Annotated in this window: 23 protein-coding genes and 2 tRNA genes; 6 read left to right on the forward strand and 19 right to left on the reverse strand. The window is 25.3% G+C overall.

Going from position 1 to position 24,747, the window contains the following annotated elements; translation table 11 throughout:
• Window positions 1-185 precede the first annotated feature (185 nt).
• The 4 genes from BUA70_RS06005 to BUA70_RS06020 all read right to left on the reverse strand — a co-directional run bounded on the left by BUA70_RS06005 (window position 186) and on the right by BUA70_RS06020 (window position 4,737).
• Complete coding sequence (locus BUA70_RS06005) at window positions 186-872, reverse strand: sugar phosphate nucleotidyltransferase (protein ID WP_072894814.1); 687 nt, start codon at window positions 870-872, stop codon at window positions 186-188.
• A gap of 67 nt (window positions 873-939) precedes the next feature.
• A complete protein-coding gene (locus tag BUA70_RS06010) occupies window positions 940-1,896 on the reverse strand; it encodes a DMT family transporter (RefSeq protein WP_072894818.1) in 957 nt (318 codons plus the stop codon).
• Window positions 1,897-1,900: 4 nt separating this feature from the next.
• The gene (locus BUA70_RS06015; RefSeq protein ID WP_072894821.1) at window positions 1,901-3,748 is read right to left on the reverse strand and encodes an NTP transferase domain-containing protein; all 1,848 of its coding nucleotides are present in this window, start codon (window positions 3,746-3,748) and stop codon (window positions 1,901-1,903) included.
• A gap of 152 nt (window positions 3,749-3,900) precedes the next feature.
• Window positions 3,901-4,737, reverse strand: coding sequence for a YihY/virulence factor BrkB family protein (locus BUA70_RS06020; protein WP_072894825.1), 837 nt, complete (start codon window positions 4,735-4,737; stop codon window positions 3,901-3,903).
• Between the two features lie 374 nt (window positions 4,738-5,111).
• On the opposite strand from BUA70_RS06020, the gene BUA70_RS06025 reads away from it, so the two are divergent.
• Window positions 5,112-6,134 (forward strand): LCP family protein, encoded by a 1,023-nt coding sequence (locus tag BUA70_RS06025; protein WP_083573468.1) that lies wholly within the window; start codon window positions 5,112-5,114, stop codon window positions 6,132-6,134.
• A gap of 205 nt (window positions 6,135-6,339) precedes the next feature.
• Here BUA70_RS06025 and BUA70_RS06030 read toward each other — a convergent pair whose 3' ends face one another.
• Entirely contained in the window at window positions 6,340-8,694 is a 2,355-nt protein-coding gene (locus BUA70_RS06030; RefSeq protein WP_072894829.1) for an ATP-dependent DNA helicase, read from the reverse strand.
• 122 nt (window positions 8,695-8,816) lie between these two features.
• On the opposite strand from BUA70_RS06030, the gene BUA70_RS06035 reads away from it, so the two are divergent.
• The gene (locus tag BUA70_RS06035) at window positions 8,817-9,545 is read left to right on the forward strand and encodes a M15 family metallopeptidase (RefSeq protein ID WP_072894833.1); all 729 of its coding nucleotides are present in this window, start codon (window positions 8,817-8,819) and stop codon (window positions 9,543-9,545) included.
• A gap of 77 nt (window positions 9,546-9,622) precedes the next feature.
• On the opposite strand, the gene BUA70_RS06040 is transcribed toward BUA70_RS06035, so the two are convergent.
• Entirely contained in the window at window positions 9,623-10,216 is a 594-nt protein-coding gene (locus BUA70_RS06040; protein WP_072894837.1) for a DUF1836 domain-containing protein, read from the reverse strand.
• Between the two features lie 845 nt (window positions 10,217-11,061).
• Between BUA70_RS06040 and BUA70_RS06045 the strand changes: the two genes are divergently transcribed.
• A complete protein-coding gene (locus BUA70_RS06045; RefSeq protein WP_072894840.1) occupies window positions 11,062-11,307 on the forward strand; it encodes an AbrB/MazE/SpoVT family DNA-binding domain-containing protein in 246 nt (81 codons plus the stop codon).
• A 58-nt stretch (window positions 11,308-11,365) separates the two neighbouring features.
• Here BUA70_RS06045 and rsmI read toward each other — a convergent pair whose 3' ends face one another.
• The 3 genes from rsmI to BUA70_RS06060 form a co-directional block, all read right to left on the reverse strand.
• Window positions 11,366-12,205, reverse strand: coding sequence for a 16S rRNA (cytidine(1402)-2'-O)-methyltransferase (rsmI, locus tag BUA70_RS06050; RefSeq protein ID WP_072894843.1), 840 nt, complete (start codon window positions 12,203-12,205; stop codon window positions 11,366-11,368).
• A gap of 12 nt (window positions 12,206-12,217) precedes the next feature.
• The gene (locus tag BUA70_RS06055) at window positions 12,218-12,976 is read right to left on the reverse strand and encodes a tRNA1(Val) (adenine(37)-N6)-methyltransferase (protein WP_072894846.1); all 759 of its coding nucleotides are present in this window, start codon (window positions 12,974-12,976) and stop codon (window positions 12,218-12,220) included.
• 126 nt (window positions 12,977-13,102) lie between these two features.
• A complete protein-coding gene (locus BUA70_RS06060) occupies window positions 13,103-14,356 on the reverse strand; it encodes a C40 family peptidase (protein ID WP_072894850.1) in 1,254 nt (417 codons plus the stop codon).
• Window positions 14,357-14,694: 338 nt separating this feature from the next.
• Here BUA70_RS06060 and BUA70_RS06065 point away from each other — a divergent pair, with 338 nt between their 5' ends.
• Window positions 14,695-16,032 (forward strand): lipid II:glycine glycyltransferase FemX, encoded by a 1,338-nt coding sequence (locus tag BUA70_RS06065; RefSeq protein ID WP_072894853.1) that lies wholly within the window; start codon window positions 14,695-14,697, stop codon window positions 16,030-16,032.
• A 96-nt stretch (window positions 16,033-16,128) separates the two neighbouring features.
• Here BUA70_RS06065 and BUA70_RS06070 read toward each other — a convergent pair whose 3' ends face one another.
• Together BUA70_RS06070 and BUA70_RS06075 are read right to left on the reverse strand one after the other, a co-directional pair.
• On the reverse strand, window positions 16,129-16,683 hold the full coding sequence (locus BUA70_RS06070) for a nucleotidyltransferase family protein (RefSeq protein WP_072894857.1): 555 nt from the start codon (window positions 16,681-16,683) through the stop codon (window positions 16,129-16,131).
• Window positions 16,684-16,809: 126 nt separating this feature from the next.
• Window positions 16,810-17,109, reverse strand: coding sequence for a hypothetical protein (locus BUA70_RS06075; protein ID WP_072894860.1), 300 nt, complete (start codon window positions 17,107-17,109; stop codon window positions 16,810-16,812).
• Between the two features lie 126 nt (window positions 17,110-17,235).
• Here BUA70_RS06075 and BUA70_RS06080 point away from each other — a divergent pair.
• A tRNA-Pro gene (locus tag BUA70_RS06080) sits at window positions 17,236-17,311 on the forward strand.
• A gap of 63 nt (window positions 17,312-17,374) precedes the next feature.
• On the opposite strand, the gene BUA70_RS13275 is transcribed toward BUA70_RS06080, so the two are convergent.
• Window positions 17,375-17,509 carry a hypothetical protein gene (locus BUA70_RS13275; protein ID WP_278337223.1) on the reverse strand — a complete coding sequence of 45 codons (135 nt, stop codon included), beginning with the start codon at window positions 17,507-17,509 and terminating at the stop codon, window positions 17,375-17,377.
• Window positions 17,510-17,630: 121 nt separating this feature from the next.
• Between BUA70_RS13275 and BUA70_RS06085 the strand changes: the two genes are divergently transcribed.
• On the forward strand, window positions 17,631-18,278 hold the full coding sequence (locus tag BUA70_RS06085; protein WP_072894863.1) for an HAD family hydrolase: 648 nt from the start codon (window positions 17,631-17,633) through the stop codon (window positions 18,276-18,278).
• Between the two features lie 100 nt (window positions 18,279-18,378).
• Here the strand turns inward: BUA70_RS06085 and BUA70_RS06090 are convergent, their stop codons facing one another.
• The 7 genes from BUA70_RS06090 to BUA70_RS06120 form a co-directional block, all read right to left on the reverse strand.
• On the reverse strand, window positions 18,379-19,479 hold the full coding sequence (locus BUA70_RS06090; RefSeq protein ID WP_072894866.1) for a glycosyltransferase: 1,101 nt from the start codon (window positions 19,477-19,479) through the stop codon (window positions 18,379-18,381).
• A 2-nt stretch (window positions 19,480-19,481) separates the two neighbouring features.
• Window positions 19,482-19,820 carry a LicD family protein gene (locus BUA70_RS13280; protein ID WP_159429644.1) on the reverse strand — a complete coding sequence of 113 codons (339 nt, stop codon included), beginning with the start codon at window positions 19,818-19,820 and terminating at the stop codon, window positions 19,482-19,484.
• Window positions 19,821-19,845: 25 nt separating this feature from the next.
• Window positions 19,846-20,430 (reverse strand): LicD family protein, encoded by a 585-nt coding sequence (locus tag BUA70_RS13285; protein ID WP_072894871.1) that lies wholly within the window; start codon window positions 20,428-20,430, stop codon window positions 19,846-19,848.
• A gap of 51 nt (window positions 20,431-20,481) precedes the next feature.
• Window positions 20,482-21,564, reverse strand: coding sequence for a glycosyltransferase family 4 protein (locus BUA70_RS06105; RefSeq protein ID WP_072894874.1), 1,083 nt, complete (start codon window positions 21,562-21,564; stop codon window positions 20,482-20,484).
• Window positions 21,565-21,730: 166 nt separating this feature from the next.
• A complete protein-coding gene (locus tag BUA70_RS06110; RefSeq protein WP_072894877.1) occupies window positions 21,731-23,095 on the reverse strand; it encodes an O-antigen ligase family protein in 1,365 nt (454 codons plus the stop codon).
• Window positions 23,096-23,288: 193 nt separating this feature from the next.
• Window positions 23,289-24,041, reverse strand: coding sequence for a peptidylprolyl isomerase (locus BUA70_RS06115; RefSeq protein ID WP_072894880.1), 753 nt, complete (start codon window positions 24,039-24,041; stop codon window positions 23,289-23,291).
• 611 nt (window positions 24,042-24,652) lie between these two features.
• Window positions 24,653-24,728: transfer RNA gene (locus tag BUA70_RS06120), tRNA-Phe, on the reverse strand.
• Window positions 24,729-24,747: the final 19 nt, after the last annotated feature.

Consider the following 24,747-nt stretch of genomic DNA (forward strand, 5'->3'; position numbering starts at 1 on the left):
CATGATATTAATATTTTACTACCCTTATTGATTTTTATCAATTTTAACAATTATAAGAAATATATTTTAAAAGTTAATATTACATTAATCTACATTCCTTGTAACCTGTTATTTATGCTAATTAAAAATAAATTTACATTTAATAATAAAAAAATTAGTATTTTAAAATACTAATTTTTTTATTATTATTTACTTTTTATATGGTCTTCTGCCTTTTTTAAATCTTCAATAGAATCTATTTCAAACCAATCATCTGAATTGATTCTTTCTATATAAACATTCATATTATGAATATTTTCATTTACAATATTATCCCAATATAAATTAGTAAAATCTCTATTTTCTATTGCTTCTTCTAATTTTTCTTTTATAAACTTACCATCTTCTTTTGTCCAATAAGATACTCCAGACATTATATATCCATTTCCATCTCCTACATTTATCTTTAGCACTTTATCATTTTTATCTAAATCAAATATCCATTCGTCTTTAAAGCCTTCTTTTAATCCAGTATAATATGTTGATGTTTTATGGTCAGTCTTAAAGTAATTTCTACTCATATATACATCTGCTTCTGTTACAAAAGCATCTTCTAAATAATCCCTAACTAAATACATTGTATATATATTATTATACTTATCATACTTATCATTATGAATAAGCTTAACACCATACTTTTCTACTAAATATTCAAATTTCTCTGGCATATATCCTGTTGCAATAACAATATCATTTATACCTTTTTCTTTTAAAAATCTAATTTGTCTTTCTGCCATAGGTTCTCCAGCTACTTCAACTAAAGATTTAGGCCTGTCATTTGTTAAAGGTCTTAATCTTGTACCCATACCTGCAGCTAAAATTATTGCTCTCATTGTGTATTCCTCCATTATTTTGCTTACAAAAATATATTTATATTATATAACTATTTATTGTTTGATCCTACGCTCCTTTTAATTCTTCATTTTCCTCATTAGGTGCTGCTCCTAAAACTGTACCAATTAAAACTAATATACTACATATTACAAGTTTAAAAGTTATAGGATTATTTAATATTATAGCATCAAAAATTATAGCCCAAATACAATAAGTTATATTCATTCCCATAGCTCTAGTAGGCCCTATTTTATCTATTGCTTTATAATAAAATAAATAAGAAATGGTTCCAATTAATGCTGTTATTAATATTAAAAGGCCAGCTTTTGAAAATACAACTGTAGGTACATATTTTAATCCCCCTATTAAAGGTAAAATAATTATAAAATAAGTTGATGAAGAAACTACTTGTCTAATTTGCAATGCTATATCTGATGATATTTCCTCCCCCTTCATTCCATAAGAACAAATAACACATTCTAAAGACCATCCTAAAACTCCTAATATAGCAAAAAGAAATCCCAAAAGGAAATTATCTGCCTTAAATCCTGAATCATATCCTAAAATGGCAATAGCAGTTATACTTATTACTAATCCTATATAAGATTTGTTAGATAATTTTTCTTTAAGAAAAATTCTTGCTATAACTGCTCCTATTACAGGATATATAGCAGATATAGCAGCAGCATATGCAGGTCCAATATATTTTACAGCTAATAAATAACCTGTCATTCCCATTGGGCCACCTAATATAGCAGCTAAAGCTACAATCTTACTATTCCTTGTTTTTATAGCCCTCATTACTAATCCCATTTTTCCTCTTATGGTCATAATAATAATCATCCAAATACCAGAAAAAAAATCATGTAAGAAAGAACTTAAAAACGGCGCTAAAAATATTAATTCTGGCCTATTAAAAGGAGACATAAGCAAAACTAAACCTATTAATACTGTATCTAATCCCCAACATATACCTGATGTAAGTCCAAATATATTTCCATTATTATATTTTAATTTCATCATCCCTTTACTCCTTATAGAATCTTGATAAATTGTTTATAGCTCTTTCATATCTATCAATACCATAAGTACCAAAATCATCTCCTCTAGCTTCTTTTAGAATAGTCCATAACGCCCAAAGAAAGTCTTGGCAAATTTTATTCAATAGTATTCTTTCTTCTAATTCTTTAGTAAGCTTTCCATTGAAATATATATCTAAAAAAAGTTCCTCTTCATCATTATTAAATCCTGCCTCTAACATATGGGCAGCAACATCCCACATAGGATCATTTAATCCTGAGTACTCCCAATCAATTAAATACATATTACCATCACTATCCTTTACAAAGTTATCTGGTAAAGTATCATTATGACAAGGATATAGTTTTTTATTTAAACTATAAAATTTATCTTTTAACTTAAATACCTTATCTTTTATTACATGATAATCGTGATAAAATTTACCTTTATATTTTAAAGCCAATTCCTCATAATAAAGCATAAGATCAAAAGGATTAAATATGTTCTCCATTGTTATATTAGAGTTATGAAGTCTTTTTAAAAGATTTGATACTAATTTCATATTATCTTCTCTTTTAGCAGTAGTTGAATTTAAAGTTTCTGCATTTTTTATAAATTCGGCAACCTTAATTCCAGTTTCATCATTCATATATAAGATATTTTTATCAAGTCCTAAACTTACAGCAAGATTTGCATTTATTTTTTCATATTTTCTATTTATCATCTCTTCTGTTCCATTACCTGGTATTCTTAAAACATAAGGTTTCTCATCTATATATATCTTATAGTTTTTATTAGTCATGCCTCCTGCTGGAGTAATACTTCCTATTTGTTTTTCTTCCAAATTTAAGGCATCTTTTAAATATCCTTTTATTATATTAGATTTTATCTCTATTTCTCTTCTCTTAATTAGAGAATAAATTCTATTTATAACTTTTTTATAGTGTCTTATATTATCTACTTCATACCAAACCAAGTCATCAATTTTTGTATAACCTATTTTATAGTTTTTACCAATATCCAGCAAAGAATATTCATAATTTAAATATGGATTTTTATTACCTTCAAAATCCTTAAGCATCTTTTTATATACTTCATAGGATAACTTTATGATTCCAACCATTTCTCCATCTATTTTATTAAACATATGTATATCTTTTGATATTTTTACTACTCTTTCATCTCTTATCTCTACAAAAGCTTCATCTCCTGAACCTGTTTCACTAGTGACTAATATACAATCTCTATTAGGGTTATTTAGCATATCACTTATAGCCCTCTCCTCATATATAACATCACTTTCTACAAGAATAAAATCATCATCTAAATACTCGCTAGCTGCTGCTAAAGATGCCATAGTCCCAGTCCATTTATATCTATCATTTTTTACCACAAGTAAATTTCTCTTTTTAACTATTTCATCATAATACTCTGATGCATATCCTAAAACTATAACTATCTTCTCTATTCCATTTTCTTTTAATATATCTAAAGTTCTTTCTATTATTGTTGTTTCTTCTATTTCTAACGTACCTACCGGTTTACCAAATCCACTTCTTTCACCAGCTGCTAATATAACTGCCTGTTTAACTTTTTTAAATCCATCCTCATGAAGTTTTATTCTTTTATTAGAATTTTGCTTTAGAATGTCTTCTAAAATGCTTATGCCTTTCTCAGTTAATCTATATTCAGTATGCCTATTTACTTTATTTATCGTAATAACTTCTTGTTCTTCAAAATAATTTATTAAATTATTAACCTTTCCTAAAGATATATTTAATAATTTTGATAAATCTCTTTGACTAAGATTTTTATTATTATTAATTAAATCTAATAACTCTATTTCTTTTTCCAAATTTATCGCCCCCACATATCGTTCATTTTTTGAACTATGTATATATTATCGTATATTATATTTATATTTTCAATAGTTTTTGCATAATTTATGAAAACTTATAAATATTTAGAAAAAAAGATAGGTTTAAACCTATCTTTAATATATAAAAATTACTCATCTTCAACTAAAACTGCGTTTACTTCTCCACCAAATAGTAAAATCATAGAACTTATAAAAAGCCACGTCATTAAAATAAATATAGCCGCTAAGCTACCATAAAATCTAGAATAATTGCTAAAATTATTTACATAATAAGAAAAAATATAGGCAGTTCCAATCCATCCTATTGTACTTATAACAGCTCCTGGTAATACCTCTGACCAACCTAACCTTCTACTAGGAGTAAAATGATATAATGAAGCAAAGGTTAATATCATCATAGATATAACAACTATATACCTAGACATATCCCAAGCAAACATAATTGCATCATCAAAAGGCAGTTTAGACAATAAATATTTTCCTATGGTATCTCCAAATACTAATAGAAATAACGTAAATAATATAAGTAGTGCTAAAACCACTGTACATAACATAGAAATTAATTTAACTCTTATATATGATCTAGTTTCCTTTACTTGATAAGCCTTATTTAATCCCTTTATAACAGCTCTAAATCCAGAAGACGCAGTCCATATAGCCAAAATAATACTTAACCATAATAAATTTTTAGATTGTACTGCAAAAACTTCCTGTATAGTAGATTGAACCAAATCATAAGCACTAATAGGTAGAAATATCTTTAGTATTTCTAAAGCTCCATTTTCATTTAAATTGCTAGCCCCTATTATAGTTAGCAAAAATATTAAAAATGGAAAAAAGGATAATATTAAATTATATGCAAGTTGAGAAGCTAAAGCAAATATATCATCTTCCTTAACTTTTTTATATAATTTTTTTATTATATTCCATGCACAGTTCTTTTTAACTAAACAATTTCTTTTCATTAAATCACCTAATTTAAATTTAGCATTAAGAAATATAATTTAAAGTTATATTCTTATACATAAATATTTTTATAACTAAAACATTAACTTTACTATTATTTTAATAATAATACTTATATTTTATAACAATTATTATTTGTATTTTAGTTATTTAAATACTTCTAACTAGTTTTACTATATCTTGAATTTTTAATTAAAAGCTTAATTTACTTTATATCTAAATATTATATTTCAATTTAAAATCTTTGTCCATTTAACCAAACTATAAAACTACATTTATTGTAAAAAATGCCATTAATAAATTTGTCATTTATTGTTATAGTAAAAAGTAGTATAATTTTGATATGGTTTGTGTAAAGGATGGTGACTTTTAATTGGGTAAACGAAGTGAAAAACATATTAAACGAGCTAAGAAAAAAGGAAAAAAGAAAATAATTATTCTTTCAATACTTTTTATCTTCTTATTTGTTGTAGGTTTTGGCGGTGTTTATATATGGAATACTTTTTCAAAACTAAAGAAAACTGATATCTCAAAATCTAATGAAGATCTAGGAATTAGTGACGACTTAGCTAATTTAGACGCAGGTGACATTACAAATATAGCCTTCTTTGGAGTTGACCAAAGAGAAAAAGGTGAACTAGGTAGATCTGATTCTACTATGGTTTTAACAATTGATAAAAAACATAAGAAAATAAAAATGACTTCTTTAATGAGAGACTCTTATGTTCAAATCGATGGTCATGGACAAGATAAGCTTAATCATGCTTATGCTTTTGGCGGCCCTCAACTAGCTATAAAAACAATAAATGAAAACTTTGGATTAAATATCAAAGATTTTGTCTCTGTAAACTTTGGAGATTTAGCCCATATAATTGATGCATTAGGTGGAGTACAGATAAATATAAAAAATAACGAAGTAAAATTAGTTAATGATTACATAAAAGATGTAGCATCAGTTACTGGTCTTAAAGGCGAACCTCTTTCTAATTCTGGAATGCAAAATTTAAATGGAGTTCAAGCTGTTGCTTATTCAAGAATAAGATATGTTGGTAATGGAGACTTTGAAAGAACAGAAAGACAAAGAACAGTACTTACAGCATTATTTGAAAAAATAACTAAAGCTGGAGTTTCTGAATATCCATCATTGGTAAATAAATTATTACCTTATGTTGAAACTAGTTTAAGTACTGGTGACATAATAAAAACTGGTACTAGCGCTCTTTCTGCAGGAATCACTAATCTAGAACAAGAGAGATTCCCTATAGATGGATATTGTAAGCCATTGACCAAAAATGGAGTTTGGTATCTACAAGTAGATTTAACTGCAACTAAAAAACAAATATATGAATATATATTTAATGATGTAAAACCTACTCCTGGAACCGCTAAATTCTAGGCTAATAACTTTATATATCATGAATAATTATAATTATTAAACTTAAAATTATTAAACTAAAAAAGCTGTATTACAATAGTTTATAAATAGCAATTACATAGCTGTGTATTTTTATTATGCACAAACTATATATTGTTATATAACTTAACTTTGATACAGCTTTTTTTATTTATATAAAATTATATTTAATTGAACTCCAAATGTATTATAAATTATTATTCCAAAAAGACTTTAAATTTTTTTGAAATTCATGTTTATCTTTATATACTTTTATATTGCTCCACTCCCCTGGCATAAGCTTATAATAATCTAGAGTGCTAAATCTGTCATCAATAAATAATAATGCTCCTTTATCCTCTTCCGACCTTATAACTCTTCCTGCAGCTTGTAATACTTTATTCATTCCTGGATAAACATAAGAATACTTATATCCTAAACTATTTAATCTATCATAATAATCTTTTATAAGCTCTCTTTCATAACATACCTTAGGTAATCCTACTCCTATTATTGCAGCACCTATTAATTTATCTCCAACTAAATCAATTCCTTCAGAAAATACACCTCCAATAACAACAAACCCTAAAAGTGTCTCCATATTATTTTCCTTAAAATTATTTAAAAAGGTTTCTCTATCTTCTTCGCTCATATCTTTTTCTTGAACTAAAATTTTAACTTTGCAATCTTTCATAACATCATATACTTTTTCCATATATTCATAAGAAGGAAAAAATATCATGTAGTTACCTTTTTTCATATTTACAAAACTTTTTAAATAACTGCAAAGCTCATTAATAGTTTTATCTCTATCTTTATATCTAGTTGAAAGAGGTATTATAGATAAAAATAGTTTATTAAAATCAAAAGGAGATTCTAATTTCATTCTATAACTTTTTTTATCTCCACCTAGCAAATCGAAGAAATATCCTAGGGGAGTTAATGTTGCCGAAAATATTATTTGAGATATTGATTTTTTCAAAGATGACTTTAATTTTTCTCTTGGATGTATACAAAATATTTTTATTTTTACATCTTTATTTTCTAAATCTATATAGGTCAAGAAACCTTCATCATAATATTCCCCAATTGAAAGAAAAGAATTTAATTTAAAATATAATTCTAAAAATTCATCATAGAATTCTAATTTTTTATTTTTTATTAGAAATTCTTCAGAATTTCTAATAAAACCTCTTATTAAAACATATAAATCCTTTGGTTCATCTATAATAAATTTATTTTTTTTAGAATCCTCTTCATATTCATTTCTTATCTGAATGAAATAACTATTTATCTTACCTAAACTTTTATAAAGCATAGGAGATTTCCCCTTTAAAAACCTTCTCATTTTCAAAACATCACTTTTTAATATTTCAGCAGAAAACATCTCTCTTCCTCTTTGTACAAGATTATGACCCTCATCTATTAAAAATATATATTCTTCCTTACTATCTTCAATAATTCCCCTTAAACATACTTTTGGATCAAAGACATAGTTATAATCACAAATAATACCATCACACCAATAGGTTAAATCTAGTGAAAACTGAAAAGGACATAAGTTATGTTTTGTTGCATATTCTTCTATAATAGTTCTTGAAATTAATTGTTCTTTCTCTAAAATATCAAAAATACCCTGATTTAATCTATCATAATATCCTTTAGCATATTTACACTCTTCTGGATTACAGGCTGCTTCTTTTTCAAAACATATTTTATCTTTAGCTGTTAGTGTTATCGTTCTAAATTTTAACCCCTTTTCTCTTAAAAGATTAAAGGTATTTTCCGCCACAGTTCTAGTTATCGTTTTAGCAGTTAAATAAAATAACTTATCACAAAATCCCTCACCTATAGCTTTTACAGATGGAAATATAGTAGATATAGTTTTTCCTATTCCTGTTGGTGCCTTAGCAAATAATATTCCTTTTTTCTTTATTGTGTTGTATGTATTGACTGCTAATTCCCTTTGACCTTTTCTATATTTATTAAAAGGAAATTCTAATTTTTCAATTGAAATATCCCTAATTTCTTTAAATCTTATTGATATTTTGCAAAAATCATAATATTTTTTTATAAGATTAACAGTATATTCTTCTAATTCTTCCTTCTTATAGTATTTTCTAAAACTCTTTACTTCATTAGTTTCAAGTTGAAAATAAGATAACTGTATATATATATCCTCTATTTTCTTATCTAGCATATAAATATACCCATAACACTTAGCTTGTGCCCAATGAAGTTCATTATAGTCCTCAAAAATATTTATAAGTTCTTTATTAGTACTTTTAATTTCCTCTATTATGTAAGAATTATCTTCAAATATAATACCATCTGCTCTTCCTTCTAAAGTTATATCAAACTCATCAAAATTAAAGGTTCTTTTTAAAGAAACTTCTTTTTCATAACTTTTAAAAATCTCCATATTATCTTTCTGTAGTTTTTTATGAGCATTAGTTCCTTCCTGAGCCCTACTAAATCCAATAAATCTATTATCTATATCACCTTTTCTAAGTACTGACTCTACTAAAGATCTTACGGAAATTTTTAAATTTCTTTTATTCATAATAGTTTTACCTCTAAAATTTTAATAAAATTTATTTAATAAAATAGTAAATAAATACTTTAATAAACCGATATATCTATTATATTACAACGTAAAATTATAGAAAGGCTTATTATATACAGATGAAAAATAATTGTCCAAAAAGCTTAAATTTTATTATATTTTTATTTGCTAGTTTAGGCTTAATTTTAGGACTTTTTATTGCAAATAAATATTGGGATACTCAAAGCAGAACAGTAGTAACTTCAAATATTACCTGTTCTAAAGTTTCAAAAACATCTTCTTATTCTAAATTTTATTATAAAGGATTAGTATCAGTAATTGAATCGGATCCATCAATTGTTATTGATTTAAGATACGGATCAACAAATAATTTTACTGGACAAAAATTGTATGCAAAAAGCATATGTTTATTACAAGAAAACACATTAAAAAAACTAATTGCTGCTAATAAAGAATTTAAAACCTATGGTTATAAAATAAAAATATGGGACGCTTATAGACCTCAACATATACAACTTAAACTTTGGGACCTAATTAAAGATAGAAGATTTATAGCTAGTCCTTATTTAAATTGGAGCAGACACAATCGTGGAACTGCAGTAGATATAACTTTAGTAGATATGAACGGAAATGAATTAGAAATGCCAACTGGCTTTGATGAATTCTCTACTACAGCATATAGAAGTAATACTAATATTAGTGCTACTGCAAAAGAAAATGTAAAATTATTAACTGATGTTATGACAAAACATGGATTTTCAACAATTGAAACAGAATGGTGGCATTATGATGATTCGAATGCAGATTCATATCCTCTAATAGATTTGTATTTTGAAAATATTTCATAATATTAAGAGATAATTTTTTACTAATAAATCAAATTTGATTTATTAGTAAAAAATATTATTAATTAATCTCTTTTTAATTAGATATCATGATAATCATTTACTATTTTTTGCACTAATTTTTTTATAACACTTGCTTGAGCAATTAGTGACATAACTACTAAGAATATTTTTATTCTTTCCTCATCATTATTTTTTAAATTACATTCATCAATTATTGAATTTAACTTTTCTTCTTCAAATAGAGGAGTATCTAAGAAATCATTATAACTTTTCATTTGTATTTCAGAGAATACTTGATAGGCCTTTTCCCATGATATTATATCATCATTTCTATCGTTTATTTCATTAAATGCTAACCTAAAAACTTTTTTTATTTCCTCCGTAGTAAGTAAAGGTCTCATATAACTTAATAACACAAGTTGAATTAAATGAAGCTTTGTATATCCTCTTTTTTTACCATCTTCCGGCCTAGATATTACTTCATTTTTTATATAATTTTGAACTATATTATTAGTATATTTATCTTCTGTAAATTTATCATTTAAATAATCTATAACTTGTGAAAGAAACAAATCGTATTTAGGTAAATCCTCATAAGAGACCATGTTATTTTTAGACATTTCCTTTGCCATATCCATCACATAGTCCATATCAAATTTTTTCTTATCCATAAATTCACCTCAAAACTATAAATTATATATTCTTATACACATTATATTATATAGTAAGCATAAACCTATTACAAGTTAATATTGTCTATTTTGCTCTAGTAACTATATTTTAGCCATTTATTCTAATCTATATTCAATATAATTTAACATATTTTATATAAAAGTTCTATTATTATGTGGAAAACTTAAAACTTGTACACATTATCCACAAGCAACTGTTGATAACTTGTTTATTACCTGTGGAATACCAACTACTTTATACACATTTAATCAACAAATTTTATGAAATTTTGCAATTAATTCTATATAAAATATTACATTATTTTTACAATAAACTCTTCACTTTTTGGTATAATATACCTATAATGACTTTTTAATATATTTTAATATATGTTTTTTTCCCTGTAATGATTAAATTTTACATAAATTTTTATCATATGAAAAGTTTTTTTACTATATATTGAAATTATTTTTCTATAAATAGTTATTATACTTATAAATTCGACATTTAAAAGTGTTTGTCCCAATTAATTACTTTTTTATTTAAAGGACAAGCCAATTACATTTTTTAACTATATTTTTCTCTATTTTTAATATTTTTAATAATATTTTTTAAAAATATCTTATTATTTTGGAATATTTAACGTTTTTTTTGAAAAAAAAATGGCTAAAATGCCTATTGACTTTTCAAAAAAATGGTAGTATAGTTTTACTTAGAACAAATATCTTAAACTTAATTTATAAATATTTATTATTTTTAAAATTTGATATTGACTTTAAATTACAAATTTGCTAATATTATTATGGATTTTGTCGAAAGTTGTAAATAACGAGGAGGAAGAAAAATGAAATCAACAGGTGTAGTTAGAAGAGTAGATGAATTAGGAAGAATAGTAATTCCAATAGAACTTAGAAGAACATTAGACATAGCAGAAAAGGATGCTTTAGAAATCTATGTAGATGGTGAGCAAATCATATTAAAGAAATATGAACCAGCTTGTATATTCTGTGGAGATGCTAGAGACGTTATAAACTATAAAGGTAAAAACATTTGTAAAAACTGCTTAAACCAATTAAAGCAAGATAAATAATGTTTTAACCAAAAGCACTTCTCCATTTTAGAGAAGTGCTTTTAATTTTTAATATAATTTATATATTAATAGAAAATTTATATACTTCTGATTTAGATAAGCCTCTTTCCTTTGCTACTATTTTTATAGCTTCTTTTTTACTAATCCCAGTATCTATTAACTTTAGAATATGTTGTTCTATAGTCATATCTTCCCACAAGGATTTTTTCTCTTGTTCTATTTCATCTAAGCTTTTCCCGCTTATTACTAATACAAATTCACCTCTAGGTTTATTTTCTATAAAATGATTTAAAACTTCATCTAAATTACCTCTTACAATTTCTTCATGAAGTTTTGTAAGCTCTCTACATATAGATACTTTTCTATTTCCTAGATTTTCTTTTAAAAAACTTAAAGTATCTAATAATCTATGAGGAGCCTCATAAAAAATTAATGTTTCTGTCCTATCCTTTAAATCTTCTATTATAGGTCGTCTCTCTTTATTTTCTCTTGGTAAAAATCCCTTAAATAAAAACTTAGTTGTATCTAAACCTGAATATACTAAAGCTGTTGCAAAAGCTGTTGCTCCTGGTAACACTTCAAAATCTACACCTTGTTCTATACATTTTTGTACAATAACACTTCCTGGATCTGATATTCCTGGCATACCTGCATCTGTAACAAGAGCTATATTTTTTCCATCCTTTACTTTTTCAATTAAATCTTCACTTTTACCTTGTTCATTATATTTATGGTAACTTATTAAAGGCTTCTTTATTTCAAAGTGATTAAGCAACTTAAGGCTTTGCCTTGTATCCTCTGCCGCCACCATATCACATTCTTTTAAAACCTCTAGAGATCTTAATGTTATATCCTTTAAATTTCCTATTGGTGTTGGAACTAAATATAACTTACTCATTTTTCTCTCACCTTACTTTCTTCCATATATTCTATCTATTTCTTCACTATAATTGCCATTATCATTATACACATATAAAGGTGGATCAAACTTTAAAAATGCTCCTCCATCTCTTTGCCCTTCTACTAAAACAATATTAGGTGCTTTTTTTGTGTTTGGATGAACCATTCTAATTCTTTTAGGTTCTATTTTATACTTTCTCATAAGAGTTAAAATATCTGCTAATCTTTCTGGTCTATGTACCATATATAGCCTACCATTATCCTTTAATAAAATTCTAGAAGCAGCTATTACATCTTCTAAATTACATAAAATCTCATGTCTTGCTATAGCTGTTTTATCTTTAGGATTTAGTATTCCTGAATTTTTCAATTTATATGGAGGATTAACTGTCACTACATCTACTTTATCTAAAGATTTTAAAAGTTTAATATCCTTTAAATCTCCATAGATAACTTTAATCCTATCTTCTAATCCATTTAACCTTATAGTTCTATTAGCCATCTCTACCATTTCTTCTTGTATTTCTATTCCTGATATATGTTTAGCATCAGTTTTTCCTGCTATTATAAATGGTACTATACCAGTGCCCGTACAAAGATCTATTACTTTATGTTTATCTTTTACATCGGCAAAATTAGCTAATAAAACTGCATCCACCCCGAATCTAAACGCATCATTCTTTTGAATAATATGAATACCTTTTAGCTGAAGATCATCCAAAGATTCATCTTCATAAACCATAGATGGTATTAATTCTTTTTTTATCATCTACTTCACACTCACCTTATAATTAATTATTTTATACTCTATTTATTATATCCTAAAATAATTAATTTTCATAAAAAAATAAAAGCTAGAGAAATACACGATTCTCTAGCTTTTTTATTGAAATTCTTATAGAACTCTTCTTCCTTCAACAAATCCATATATAGGTCCAACTTTTACAACATCACCAGTTCTTGGTGCATGTATCATTTGACCATTTCCAACATAAATACCAACGTGTCCATATCCGTTAGTAAGAACTAAATCTCCTGGTTGAAGATTTCCCCATGAAACTGAAGTTCCTGCATATCTTTGTTCATAAGTTGTTCTTCCAAGGCTTATTCCAAAATGCCTAAATACATATGATGTAAATCCTGAACAGTCAAAGCTACTTGGTCCTGTAGCTCCATATACATATGGTGCACCACGGAAATTATATGCATAATTTATTACTGCTGAAGCTGAAGCTGATGCTGGAGCTGATCCTGCATTTCCACCACCTCTATTTGGGCTACTTGGTTTTGATGCTGCTACTGAAGCTGCTGCTGCTGCCTTTAAATCGTCAATACGTTTAACAGCTTTATCAATAGCTTGTTGTGCTTCATTATCTACAACAGTACTAACTAATGAAGTTCTAACTTTCTTTATCATGCTAATTGCATTTTGTAAATCTTCTATTGAGCTTGAATTGCTATCGATTACTGATACTGGATATTGTATTAAAGGTCTTTCACTTTCAGTTAAATCTACAGCTATCTTACTTCTCTCTTCTTTTAATTCATCTACAAATTTTTGTTGCTCGTCTTTTTTAACGTTTAACTCATCAAGTTTCTTTTGATTTTCAGCATTTAAATTTTCCAATTCTTTATTCTTATCTTGTAACTCTTTAACTTTATTATCAAGTTGAGATTTCTTTTGGAAAATTTCGTCTATAACTTGCTTGTCCATACTCATAATTTTTCCAACAGCCTGTGCTTTTGTTAAGAAATCACCAACACTTTTTGAGCTTAATAAAATAGCTAAATAATTTTCTTGTCCACCAGTTTTATAGATAGCTCTCATTCTATCACCAAAAACCTCTTCCTTTTTAGCTAATTCTTCTTTTGCCTTATCAATTTCTTTTTCTGTTGCCGCTACATCTTCTTTTACTTTTTCTATTTTTTGATTATTGTTTTGTATATCTATAGCTATTGGTTGTATTTGTATGTCTAACTCATCAATTTTACTAGTTAAGTCATTAATCTTATTATTTACGTCAGCATATTTATCTCTATTTTCTTGGATAACCTTTTGCTGTTCACTTGTAGGTGCAGCCATTGCTGTAAAGCTTGTACCGCATAGAATAGTTACAGCTATTAATGAAGTTATAATTTTTCTATTCATACTCTTTTATTTCAGCTTTTATACAATTATATAAAAACTGCTCCCTCCCCTTTAAATGTTCTACATCCAAAATTATATCACTAAACTATTAAGTTCTACAAGTTAAAAATCTTTCAAAATTGTTACAAAAATTGAATGTTAACAATTTCTTTACTTTATTTTAAGTAAATTTATCTTATATATCTAAATTTATGCAAAAAAATAATATATAATGTGATAAATATCTTCCTTAATTTCTTTATTGTTGAAATAGATACATTATTGAATTAAAATAGATATGTATGTTTAAAACTTTTCATTTAACAATGGTTAAGTATCCTAAAGAGAGGTGTTATTAATTGTATATTTTTAAGGAAATAAATTGGGATGATGTAAATAAATTTAATAATGTTAACAAAAAAGGACATATATTTCAAACTTCTTATTGGGCTAATGTAAAGAAAGATTGGCAAGTGAAATATTTTGGTGGTTTTGATGAAAGTAATAATCTAGTATTAACTGCCATGATGTTATTAAGAAAAGCTCCTTATATAAACGCCTATATGGGATATGTACCTAGAGGTTTTACTTGTGATTATAATAATAAACAATTGCTTATAGAATTTACTGAGTACTTAAGAGGGTTTGCCAAAGAAAATAAAATTTCTTTTATAACTATAGATCCCGATATACATTTTGCTGAAAACGAAAAAACTATTATTGAAGGCGAAGAAATTAAAAACTTTTTAAGAAGCTTAGGTTATAGAAATAGTGACAGTAAAAATTTTGAGGGAATACAACCAAACTTTGTCTTTAGACTTAATCTTCCTAAATTAGATTCAAAGGAAGATTCTAAAAAAAGTGTATTTAAACAATTCTCATCAAAAACAAGATATAATATAAAAGTTGCTGAAGAAAGAGGTTTATCAGTAGAAGTATATGATAAAGAAAATATAAACGATTCAGTTTTAACAGCTTTTCATGACATAATGGTAACCACTGGAAAAAGGGATAACTTTATAGTTCGTCATAAAGAATACTTTGAAGATATGATAAATTATTTAGCACCTCATTGTCGTTTATATATGATTAAATACAGTTATGATAAAGATTTTAAAAATCTAAATGAGAAATTAAAGAAGCAAGAACAAGCAAAAGAAAGAGCATTAAATAAAATAGAAGATTTAAAAGTAAAACTTGATGCAGAAGAAGATCAAGATAAAAAGGAAAGAATACAAAAAAAATTACATGACCAAGAAAATAGATTAAAGGAAAGCACTAGACAAATAGAAGGCTTTAACAAAAAAATCGAAGAAATAAAACCATTCGAAGGTAAAGAAGTTTATCTATCTGGTTCTATATACCTTTATTATGAAGGTAAAGCTTGGTATTTATATGGAGCTTCAGAAAATATTTTAAGGGATACTATGCCAAACTTTTTAATGCAATGGGCAATGATAACTGATAGTATTGATTTAAATTGTTATTTATATGACTTTAGAGGCGTTTCAGGAGACCTAAATCCTGAAAATCCACTATACGGCCTATATAAGTTTAAAAAAGGCTTTAATGGAGATTTTGTAGAGTTTATAGGTGAATTTGATTTAGTTATAAATTCCTTCATTTATAATGCGTACAAAAAAGCTTTTCCTAAGTTTAAAGAAATCAGAAATAAATTAATGAATAAAAAGCAATAGATATAATAAAAATAGACTGTTTTAAAACAGTCTATTTTTATTATATCTATTTAAAATTTTTGTAAAATAATGCAATCATTCTTAAAATCACTTCTACTAAGAAATTTCAATTATATTCATTATATTATTAATAACACTTAATGGTAATTGTTCTTTTAATGCTCTATTTAATAAATCTACTCTTTTTATTCCATTAAGTTTTAAATACTTTTCTATAAGCCCTACCTTATTTTCTCTACCTTTAATTAATTGATATATAACATACCAATCCTCTAAAGCAGTAAAAGGAATTTTTATCCCATCTATAATTTCTATACTAGAAATAGATTTATTATCAAATATGTATCTATATTTACCATTCTCATGATTAATAGTAAACCCTGCCATAATATCTATATCTATACCATTTACCACATATTCATAAAAATATTCTGTAGAGTAAATTTCTATCTTTTCACTTTTTCTTTTTTCTCCTATAGATTTTAATATTAAATCTATAGTTTCAATATCCTTTATATCAACTAAAATATCTATATCATTAGGTCTAGTTATTAAATCATATTTTTTTAATAAAATAGATGCTCCTACTGCCCAATTAATATTATTATCATTAAAAATTTTTCCAATATATTTTAAAGTATCAAAAATCATATTTTATCTTCTCCCTTTCTTTTAAAAGTAAAGATATTATTATTTTATTATATACTTTTAATTATAATTATAAAAAATATAGAATAAATAGCTTACTAAATAAGTTATTTATTCTATATTTAAAATTTATCTATATTTTCTTCCTATAATAGCCTGAGATATAGATGCAGTAAACATTGAAACTATAAATAAAATTACAAATACCTTGCTATAGGAAGGTATGAAAGCATCTAAGCAACTTAATATAAATCCTATTATTCCTATAAATGAATAAAAGCTTCCATTAAATTTTATGTATCCCTCTGGGTTTTTCATTATACCTGAATTTTTTATCTTATTTTTAAGTTTACTGCTAAATAATAATACTAATCCTAGTATTAAAAAACCAGCACTTCCTATTAACATAACTAAAGTAGTTAATTTCATTACAAATCCTCCTAAAATTATTAATTCTAAAGGATATTATATCAAACTTATCTAATATTAAAAATTAATTTTTAAAAATTTATTATTGACATATATAATTTAATTATATATAATATTAATTGTTGCCGGGGTGTGGCGCAGATGGGAGCGCGCGTGGTTTGGGACCATGAGGTCGCAGGTTCGATCCCTGTCACCCCGACCAAAAGGAATTGCAAATGCAATTCCTTTTTTTATTTTATTTATAAATTCATTCTAAAATCAATATTTAATCCATATAATCATTTAATCTCTTATTCCTTAAAGAAATATAAAACTCCTCTTCTTTTTTAGCAGCATTACATAAAGATAAATTAAAAATAAATATTATAATCCATCCTATTATTAATAGAATATATACCATTTTTATCACCTTATTCCTTTTAAGTATTATAATTAAATATTTTTATCAATTTATTAAAATTTATACTTATTTAATTTGAGTTTGATTAATTAAACTGTTAAACTCAAAAGGAGGTGATTTTATGCTAAATAATATTAAAGCGGCAATATTTGATTTAGATGGTACTTTAGCAGACTCTATGTGGGTTTGGAAGAAAATAGATATAGATTTTTTAAATGATAGAAATTTAAATGCGCCTAAAAATCTTATTAGCGATATATGTCATTTAAGCTTTGAACAGTGTGCATCATATTTTAAAGAAAGATTCAATCTAACTGAATCTGTACAAGATATTATGACTTGTTGGCACAACATGGCCTATGAAAACTATAAAGAAAAGGTAAAATTAAAATCCGGTGCCAAGAATCTTCTATTACATTTAAAAAGTTGTGGAATAAAGATAGCTCTTGCAACTTCTAATTCAAAACCTCTTCTTGAGGCCACTTTAAAAGCAAATGGAATATACGATCTATTTGATGTTATAACTACTACTGATGAGGTTTTAAGAGGTAAAAACTTTCCCGACGTATATCTTTTAACAGCTAAGAAATTAAATGTAAACCCTAAAGATTGCATAGTTTTTGAAGATATATTGCCAGCAGTAAAGGGTGCTAAGTCCGCTGGAATGAAAGTTATTGCAGTTTATGATGAACACTCACTAGATCAAATGCCTTATTTAAAAGAAGAAGCTGATAAATATATTAATAATTTTGATGAATTAGCAATATAAAATAAAAGAACAGATTCTTAAGAATCTGTTCTTTTATTTTATATAAAGATAATTTTTATAATATATTAAATCTAATATTTAAATAAAAACTTTTTAACCATTAAATAATATCTTTATATAACTTTTCTAAGTCTTTTATATATATATCTATATCATACTGTTCTTTAAGTTTCTTATAAGCATTACTAGCTTTTATCTTAAATTCATCCCTATTCAATAAAGCATCTTTCATAGCTAAAACCATGTTTTCTTTATTTCTTTCTTTCAAAACTATTCCATATTCATTAGAAGATATTAGTTCATTAACTCCTGCTACAGGTGTTGAAATTATAGGTATATTCATAGCTATACTTTCTAATATCACCATAGGAAGTCCTTCCCTTACAGATGATAATACAAAGCAATCCATTATATTCATATATTCATAAACATTTCTTTTAAATCCTGTAAATATTATTTTATCCCTTATTCCTAATCTTTCAGCTTGTATCTTAAGGTTTTCTCTTTCATCTCCATCTCCAACTATAAGAAGCTTAACATTATCCCTTTCTTTTAATATATCATTAAATGCATTAATTAATAGATCTATCCCCTTTAAAGGTATAAGCCTTCCTACATATCCAAAAATAAAATCATCTTCTTTTATATCAAGTTCATCTTTAACTATATTTTTCTCTCTAATCTTAATATTATTAAATTCATTAAAATTAAAAGCATTACTTTTTACTACGAACTTATTTGAATTTATTTTCTTATTATAAGTTAAATAATAATCTTTTACTTTATTAGAACAAGCTATATTCATTGCATACTTACTTCTAAAAAATCCATCTATTTTTTTCATAGCACCATTTCCTTTTAGCCAAGGATATGTTCCATGCAAATGAGATATTACTGGAATATTACTACTGCTTGCTAAATATCCTGCTATAGAAGGCTTTACATCATGACCATGTATAATATCTATATTGTTTTTTTTAGCAAAATTTTTTAATTTTAATATTTCAAATGGATTTAATGAAGATATATTAAAAATATGTGTTTCTATACCTTTTTCTTCATAATATTTTTTTAATTCTTCTCCAGCACAAATAGCTATTGGTTTAAAATCTTCTGTTAAATTAGAACATATATCTGATACAACCTTCTCTGCTCCACTTAGCCTTCCAGTAGATACAATATGCATCACTTTTTTAGTCATAATTATTTCACCTCAAAACCTTTATTTAACTCCTTAATTTCATCCTCTGTTAAAATAGGTTTTAATCCTAAATTATGAGGAATTCTTTGATTTTCTGGAGGTAATTTCATATAGTCTCCAAAAGTGGCTTTTAAAAAATTATCATAGTTATTTGGAGCTAAAAATTTACTATCTTCAAACTTTACTTCTACTAAAGGAAATATATCATTTTTATTATAAAATCCAGTCCAATACATTACATCTACGCCATCACCTACAAGATTACTATTACTTGAAGTTATCTCTTTAGCTATCTTATATCTTTTTAACTTTAACTTTTTAAATACTTTTTCTTTACTCATAAAAGTTATAGGAAAGCATAATATTTTAACCATTAGTTTTGATAACATTTTTTATAAGTAATTTAGGTGACTTTATAGTCTCAAAGGGCTCCTTTACAAGAGTATATAATCTATGAATTCTTTTATATTTATTTTTATATATTAAAACTTTTTCTTTATCATTTATATATTCATCTAAAGGAAAAATATCTATAAATATTCCCCTATGATAATTCCCTGGCTTATATTCTTCTATTTTACTTTTTCTATCCCTAACTTTAATCCACGGCATATCATATTCTGTATCTGTTTCATTAGTTTGTAAAAACATATCCTTTGGAAGTTCAATTTTAGCTACTTTAATGAATCTCTCCATATCCTCTCTCATCATAGCAATATCTATATCATCATCCCAAGGAATAAATCCTCCATGTCTTATAGCACCTAATAAAGTTCCACCATGAAGGCAATATTTTATGTCATTTTTTCTACATATATAATCAACAATTTTTAGAATCCTAAGCATTACTAGTTGAGATTCTCTTAAAACGTCTTTTTCTTTTCCTCTGCAGTCTGGAAACATTTCATCAAAATTATCCAAACTTTCATTGTCTATTGTTCTCCTATTCATTAGCTTTCCTCCAAAAAAACTAAAATTTTAATTTAATTATTATAGATTATTTTAAGATAAGCTTTTAAATATCTTTTCATATTTTTCACTTACAGTATCCCAATTAAACATTTTTTCCACTTTTTTACACCCCTCAATAGCTTTTATATTATTGTTATTTAAGGCTTCAATAATTACATCTGATAAATTATTATTTTTATACTCATAAAAATAAACTTCTTTATCAGTAAAATACTTAGCAATTGGCAATAATTTTGATAAAATTACATTCTTGCCACTTAGAAGCGCTTCAACAATAGATATGCCAAAGGTTTCAAACTTACTTATTTGAATATATAAATCTATATTGTTATATACAGCAAAAAGGTTTGCAGGTTTCATAAGCTCCTTAAATATTATTCCTTCACAATCCTTATACTTATCTATAATCTTCTTACTATATTCAGTTGTAGTTTCTCCTATAACTATTAAGTTAGCTTTATGTGATATGGTCTTATTATTTTTAAAAGTTTCTAAAATTTCTTCTATATTTTTTATTTTTCTTATACCTATAGTTAAAATATTTTTTTTATTATTTCTTATGTTTAACTCTTTTTTAAAATCAAAGTCTTTATTACTTTCTATTTTATTTACTCCATTAGGAATAACGACTACATTATTAAGTTCTAAATTTTTATAGTAATTAGCCAATTCCTTTTTTGTTTTTTCAGAAACAACAATTACCTTATCGCATGATTTTAATAAAAGTTTTTCTATAAAAATGCTTAAACTACTAAATGATTTATTTATTTCGTGTTCTTTTTTTACTATTCCATGTGCAGTATAAACTAATTTAAATTTATATCTTAATTTAAGCCATATAAGACTTAAGGCTATTTTAGAATAATATCTTGCAAAATAAACAACATCTATATTATTATCCCTTATAAAGTTCCCTAATTGATTTAAATTTCCTCTAATTATATTTTTATCCCTCTCAATAAGATCAGTTTCATTTTCTAAATTTAAAGAGAAAAAATAATAATTATCTTGAGAGTTTTTCCTTAATCTATTAAATAAAGCATTTCCCACTCTTTTAGGAGCAGAAACAGTTTTTAATTCATCTTCACGTATACCTACAAATGCTATATTCATAAAATAATCTCCTTTTATGTAAATACTAATTTTAATTATAATATTAAAATATTATTGTAACAAATAGATTCTTTATTTATTATTTAAAATTTTTAAATATCTTATAATATAAAAGTAAATAATAAAGAACAACCTATAGCTAAAATCTATAAGTTGTTCTTTATTATTAATATTCCTTTTTTCTTACTAAGTAACCACCTAAAGTTAAATTTATCATATTTATTAATTGAATCATTCCAATTTCTCCAATATACACTTCTTCCATTTGCATATAAGCAAAAATAGATGCTGTAAAAATTATATATAAAATACTAGGTATATCTACCCTTCTATTTATAATCATTCTAAATATTAAAGTTATTGGTGCAAAAGCCATAACCACTAAAAATAATATTAAACCAATAAAACCATGAGATGCGAAATATCTAAATAGTGTATTATGATAGCTTATTCTATCAGCTCCTGCACTACTAGAACTTATAACTTTTGCTACATTTATTTTTTCTATTACTTTATACTTTAGTCCATCACCAAAAGCTGCATATTGTCCTTTATTATTTATTACAGCTTTCCATATAAACTGACGTTGGTTAACTCCCTTATCATTCTTTTCTTTAAGCATATCAGTTATAGATCTATCCTCAGCATTAATAGAAACCTTCTTTTCACCTAAAGCTTGTGATATAGATGATCTTACCTCAACATTAAATACAACTATTAAACCTAAAAGATTTCCAATAATAAAAAATATTAAAAACCTTTTTGTAAATACACTTCTAAGAGTTTTTCTATCAAATAAAAGAAGAGTAATAATTGCAAATATAGCAAATATAGATACTGAAATTATACTAGTTCTCGCAATAGTTAAATATAAAGCATAACACTGCAATATAATTCCTACTAAGTAAAATCTCTTCTTATTGCTCTTAACTAATAAAATTAATCCTGCTATTATAGATATATATAAGTATGTTCCTAATCCATTTACATTATCATAAAAAGATGCTGGATTATATGTTGGCCATTGTGAGATAACAATTCCAAATATTCTATTTGATCTATATATAAATTGATAAAAAGCTACTAATGTATTTATACATCCTAATGCAAAAATATATCTACCTATGGTAAATATAGTTGCAAAAACTTGCTCTTTTGATTGTTTTATAAAGTATAGACCTAAAAATAGTATATATATAACTACTAAAAACCACATTTTTATAACATATAACAAAGTACCTTTACCAGTATAATTTATAAAATAAGTTATTGCAGTCCATATCAATAATAAACCAATAATTAAATTTAGCTTATTTGTTAAAATTTCTTTTATAGAATATATTAATTCATTAACCCCCCCTGAAAATCTTATTATTAAAAACATCAATACTAAACTACAAAGTATAAATATAAGCCAAAACTTATTCATACCTATATAATCTAAAGAATACCAACCTGTAATAGATGCAAATACCACTAAAATAGCCAATAGATTATCTATTACCCTTTTTTCTCTCTCTGTATTATACATATATTTATTCTCCTTAAGTTTTAAAGTGACATTTTATATTGAATTTTATATTGAATCTTATATTAACATTATATACTATAATAGTTTAAATTATTATAGTAAAAACAAGCAACACATAGTAAATTAATCACTATATGTTGCAATGTTTATTAATCTAAGTTTATAAAAGTATATCTAATATTTAGTAGTTAAATTATTTTTGTTTAATTTCTACTCCATATTTGTTCTTTAATTCATTTATAAACTCAAAATATTTCTTTTGTTGATTTTGTTGAATTAATTGATTAACAACTGTTTCTCTAACATCTTCTAACTCTTGAACCTTTGGTTCATTTTTGCTATCAACTTTTATTAAGTGATATCCAAATTGAGTTTGAACTGGCTCACTAACTTCACCTATTGGAAGCTCGAATGCAACTTTTTCAAATTCTGGAACCATCATTCCTTTTGAGAACTCTCCTAAATTACCATCTTGCTCCTTTGATGGACAGCTTGAATATTTTCTTGCAGCTTCCTCAAAAGTTAAACCACCTTCAACTATTTCTTCTCTTATTTTCTTACATCCTTCTTCTGAATCAACTAAGATATGCTTAGCTGATACTGTTTCAGGTTGCATAAACATTTGCTTATTTTTATTATAGAAATCTTTAACTTCTTCATCAGTTACAGTAACTTCTGATAATACCTTATTAACTACCATTTGAGTTAATAATTCTTTAGATAACTTTTCTAATTCTGCTTTATAAGCATCTGTTTCATCATATTTATTTTCTTTACCAAATTCATACATTAACTGTAATCCTATAACTTGGTCTAGAAGTTGTTTTTTACCTTGTTCTGTAGAGAAAAATCCCTGTCTATTTTCAGGATATCTTTTAACAATTTCCATTAAATCATTTTCAGTTATTTCTTTTCCGCCAACTACTGCTAATACTTTATTTTCCATATTAATTCTCCTTTATATAATTTATATGTGGTTAATAAAACATATTTTTATAATAACACAAAATCACTAGATTTCATATTGTTTAAGCTTAAATACAAGGATCAGTAACTTTATTTTTAAGAATTTATTTTTAAACCTTAATTATAAAAATAAATAAAATATTTATTATGATTAATTCTATAACACTTATATACTTTAACTTATTTAAGATAATATTATTACTATATAGATTAGTTCTACTTATTATCATTTAAATTTATCTTAACCCTTAATAAAATATTATTTTAATTTATTGTTATTTGAAAAATTAAATTTTAAATTAATATCTATTTATATTTCTTATATTTCTTTTGTAAATATTTCCATGGATTTATTTATAAATTTGTATATCCTTTTATATCTTTTTATATTATAAAATAATATAAAAAATAGCAAAAAAAATCCACAGCCATAGCTGCGGATCAAGTTTTATGCACAGAAATTAAGTTGTCCAAAATATTAATCCACAAATATTGTGAATTAAAGCCTAATTCTAAGGCAAATTTGTTAATAAAATTTTGCAATGTTAATTACAAGAGAAAACAAGCCTAGTACAAAGTGCACTAGGCTTTTGGTGGCTCGAACTGGAATCGAACCAGTGACACGAGGATTTTCAGTCCTCTGCTCTACCGACTGAGCTATCGAGCCATACTAACCTGGCAACCAT

It is taken from the genome of Clostridium fallax (assembly GCF_900129365.1).
Lineage (GTDB): Bacteria > Bacillota > Clostridia > Clostridiales > Clostridiaceae > Clostridium_AH > Clostridium_AH fallax.

Coding starts and splice junctions, on each gene's coding strand:
- BUA70_RS06005 (WP_072894814.1), bottom strand. CDS start 872: ATGAGAGCAATAATTTTAGCTGCAGGTATGGGTACAAGATTAAGACCT.
- BUA70_RS06010 (WP_072894818.1), bottom strand. CDS start 1,896: ATGATGAAATTAAAATATAATAATGGAAATATATTTGGACTTACATCA.
- BUA70_RS06020 (WP_072894825.1), bottom strand. CDS start 4,737: ATGAAAAGAAATTGTTTAGTTAAAAAGAACTGTGCATGGAATATAATA.
- BUA70_RS06030 (WP_072894829.1), bottom strand. CDS start 8,694: ATGAATAAAAGAAATTTAAAAATTTCCGTAAGATCTTTAGTAGAGTCA.
- BUA70_RS06035 (WP_072894833.1), top strand. CDS start 8,817: ATGAAAAATAATTGTCCAAAAAGCTTAAATTTTATTATATTTTTATTT.
- BUA70_RS06040 (WP_072894837.1), bottom strand. CDS start 10,216: ATGGATAAGAAAAAATTTGATATGGACTATGTGATGGATATGGCAAAG.
- BUA70_RS06045 (WP_072894840.1), top strand. CDS start 11,062: ATGAAATCAACAGGTGTAGTTAGAAGAGTAGATGAATTAGGAAGAATA.
- rsmI (WP_072894843.1), bottom strand. CDS start 12,205: ATGAGTAAGTTATATTTAGTTCCAACACCAATAGGAAATTTAAAGGAT.
- BUA70_RS06055 (WP_072894846.1), bottom strand. CDS start 12,976: ATGATAAAAAAAGAATTAATACCATCTATGGTTTATGAAGATGAATCT.
- BUA70_RS06060 (WP_072894850.1), bottom strand. CDS start 14,356: ATGAATAGAAAAATTATAACTTCATTAATAGCTGTAACTATTCTATGC.
- BUA70_RS06070 (WP_072894857.1), bottom strand. CDS start 16,683: ATGATTTTTGATACTTTAAAATATATTGGAAAAATTTTTAATGATAAT.
- BUA70_RS06075 (WP_072894860.1), bottom strand. CDS start 17,109: ATGAAATTAACTACTTTAGTTATGTTAATAGGAAGTGCTGGTTTTTTA.
- BUA70_RS13275 (WP_278337223.1), bottom strand. CDS start 17,509: ATGGTATATATTCTATTAATAATAGGATGGATTATAATATTTATTTTT.
- BUA70_RS06085 (WP_072894863.1), top strand. CDS start 17,631: ATGCTAAATAATATTAAAGCGGCAATATTTGATTTAGATGGTACTTTA.
- BUA70_RS06090 (WP_072894866.1), bottom strand. CDS start 19,479: ATGACTAAAAAAGTGATGCATATTGTATCTACTGGAAGGCTAAGTGGA.
- BUA70_RS13280 (WP_159429644.1), bottom strand. CDS start 19,820: ATGAGTAAAGAAAAAGTATTTAAAAAGTTAAAGTTAAAAAGATATAAG.
- BUA70_RS13285 (WP_072894871.1), bottom strand. CDS start 20,430: ATGAATAGGAGAACAATAGACAATGAAAGTTTGGATAATTTTGATGAA.
- BUA70_RS06105 (WP_072894874.1), bottom strand. CDS start 21,564: ATGAATATAGCATTTGTAGGTATACGTGAAGATGAATTAAAAACTGTT.
- BUA70_RS06110 (WP_072894877.1), bottom strand. CDS start 23,095: ATGTATAATACAGAGAGAGAAAAAAGGGTAATAGATAATCTATTGGCT.
- BUA70_RS06115 (WP_072894880.1), bottom strand. CDS start 24,041: ATGGAAAATAAAGTATTAGCAGTAGTTGGCGGAAAAGAAATAACTGAA.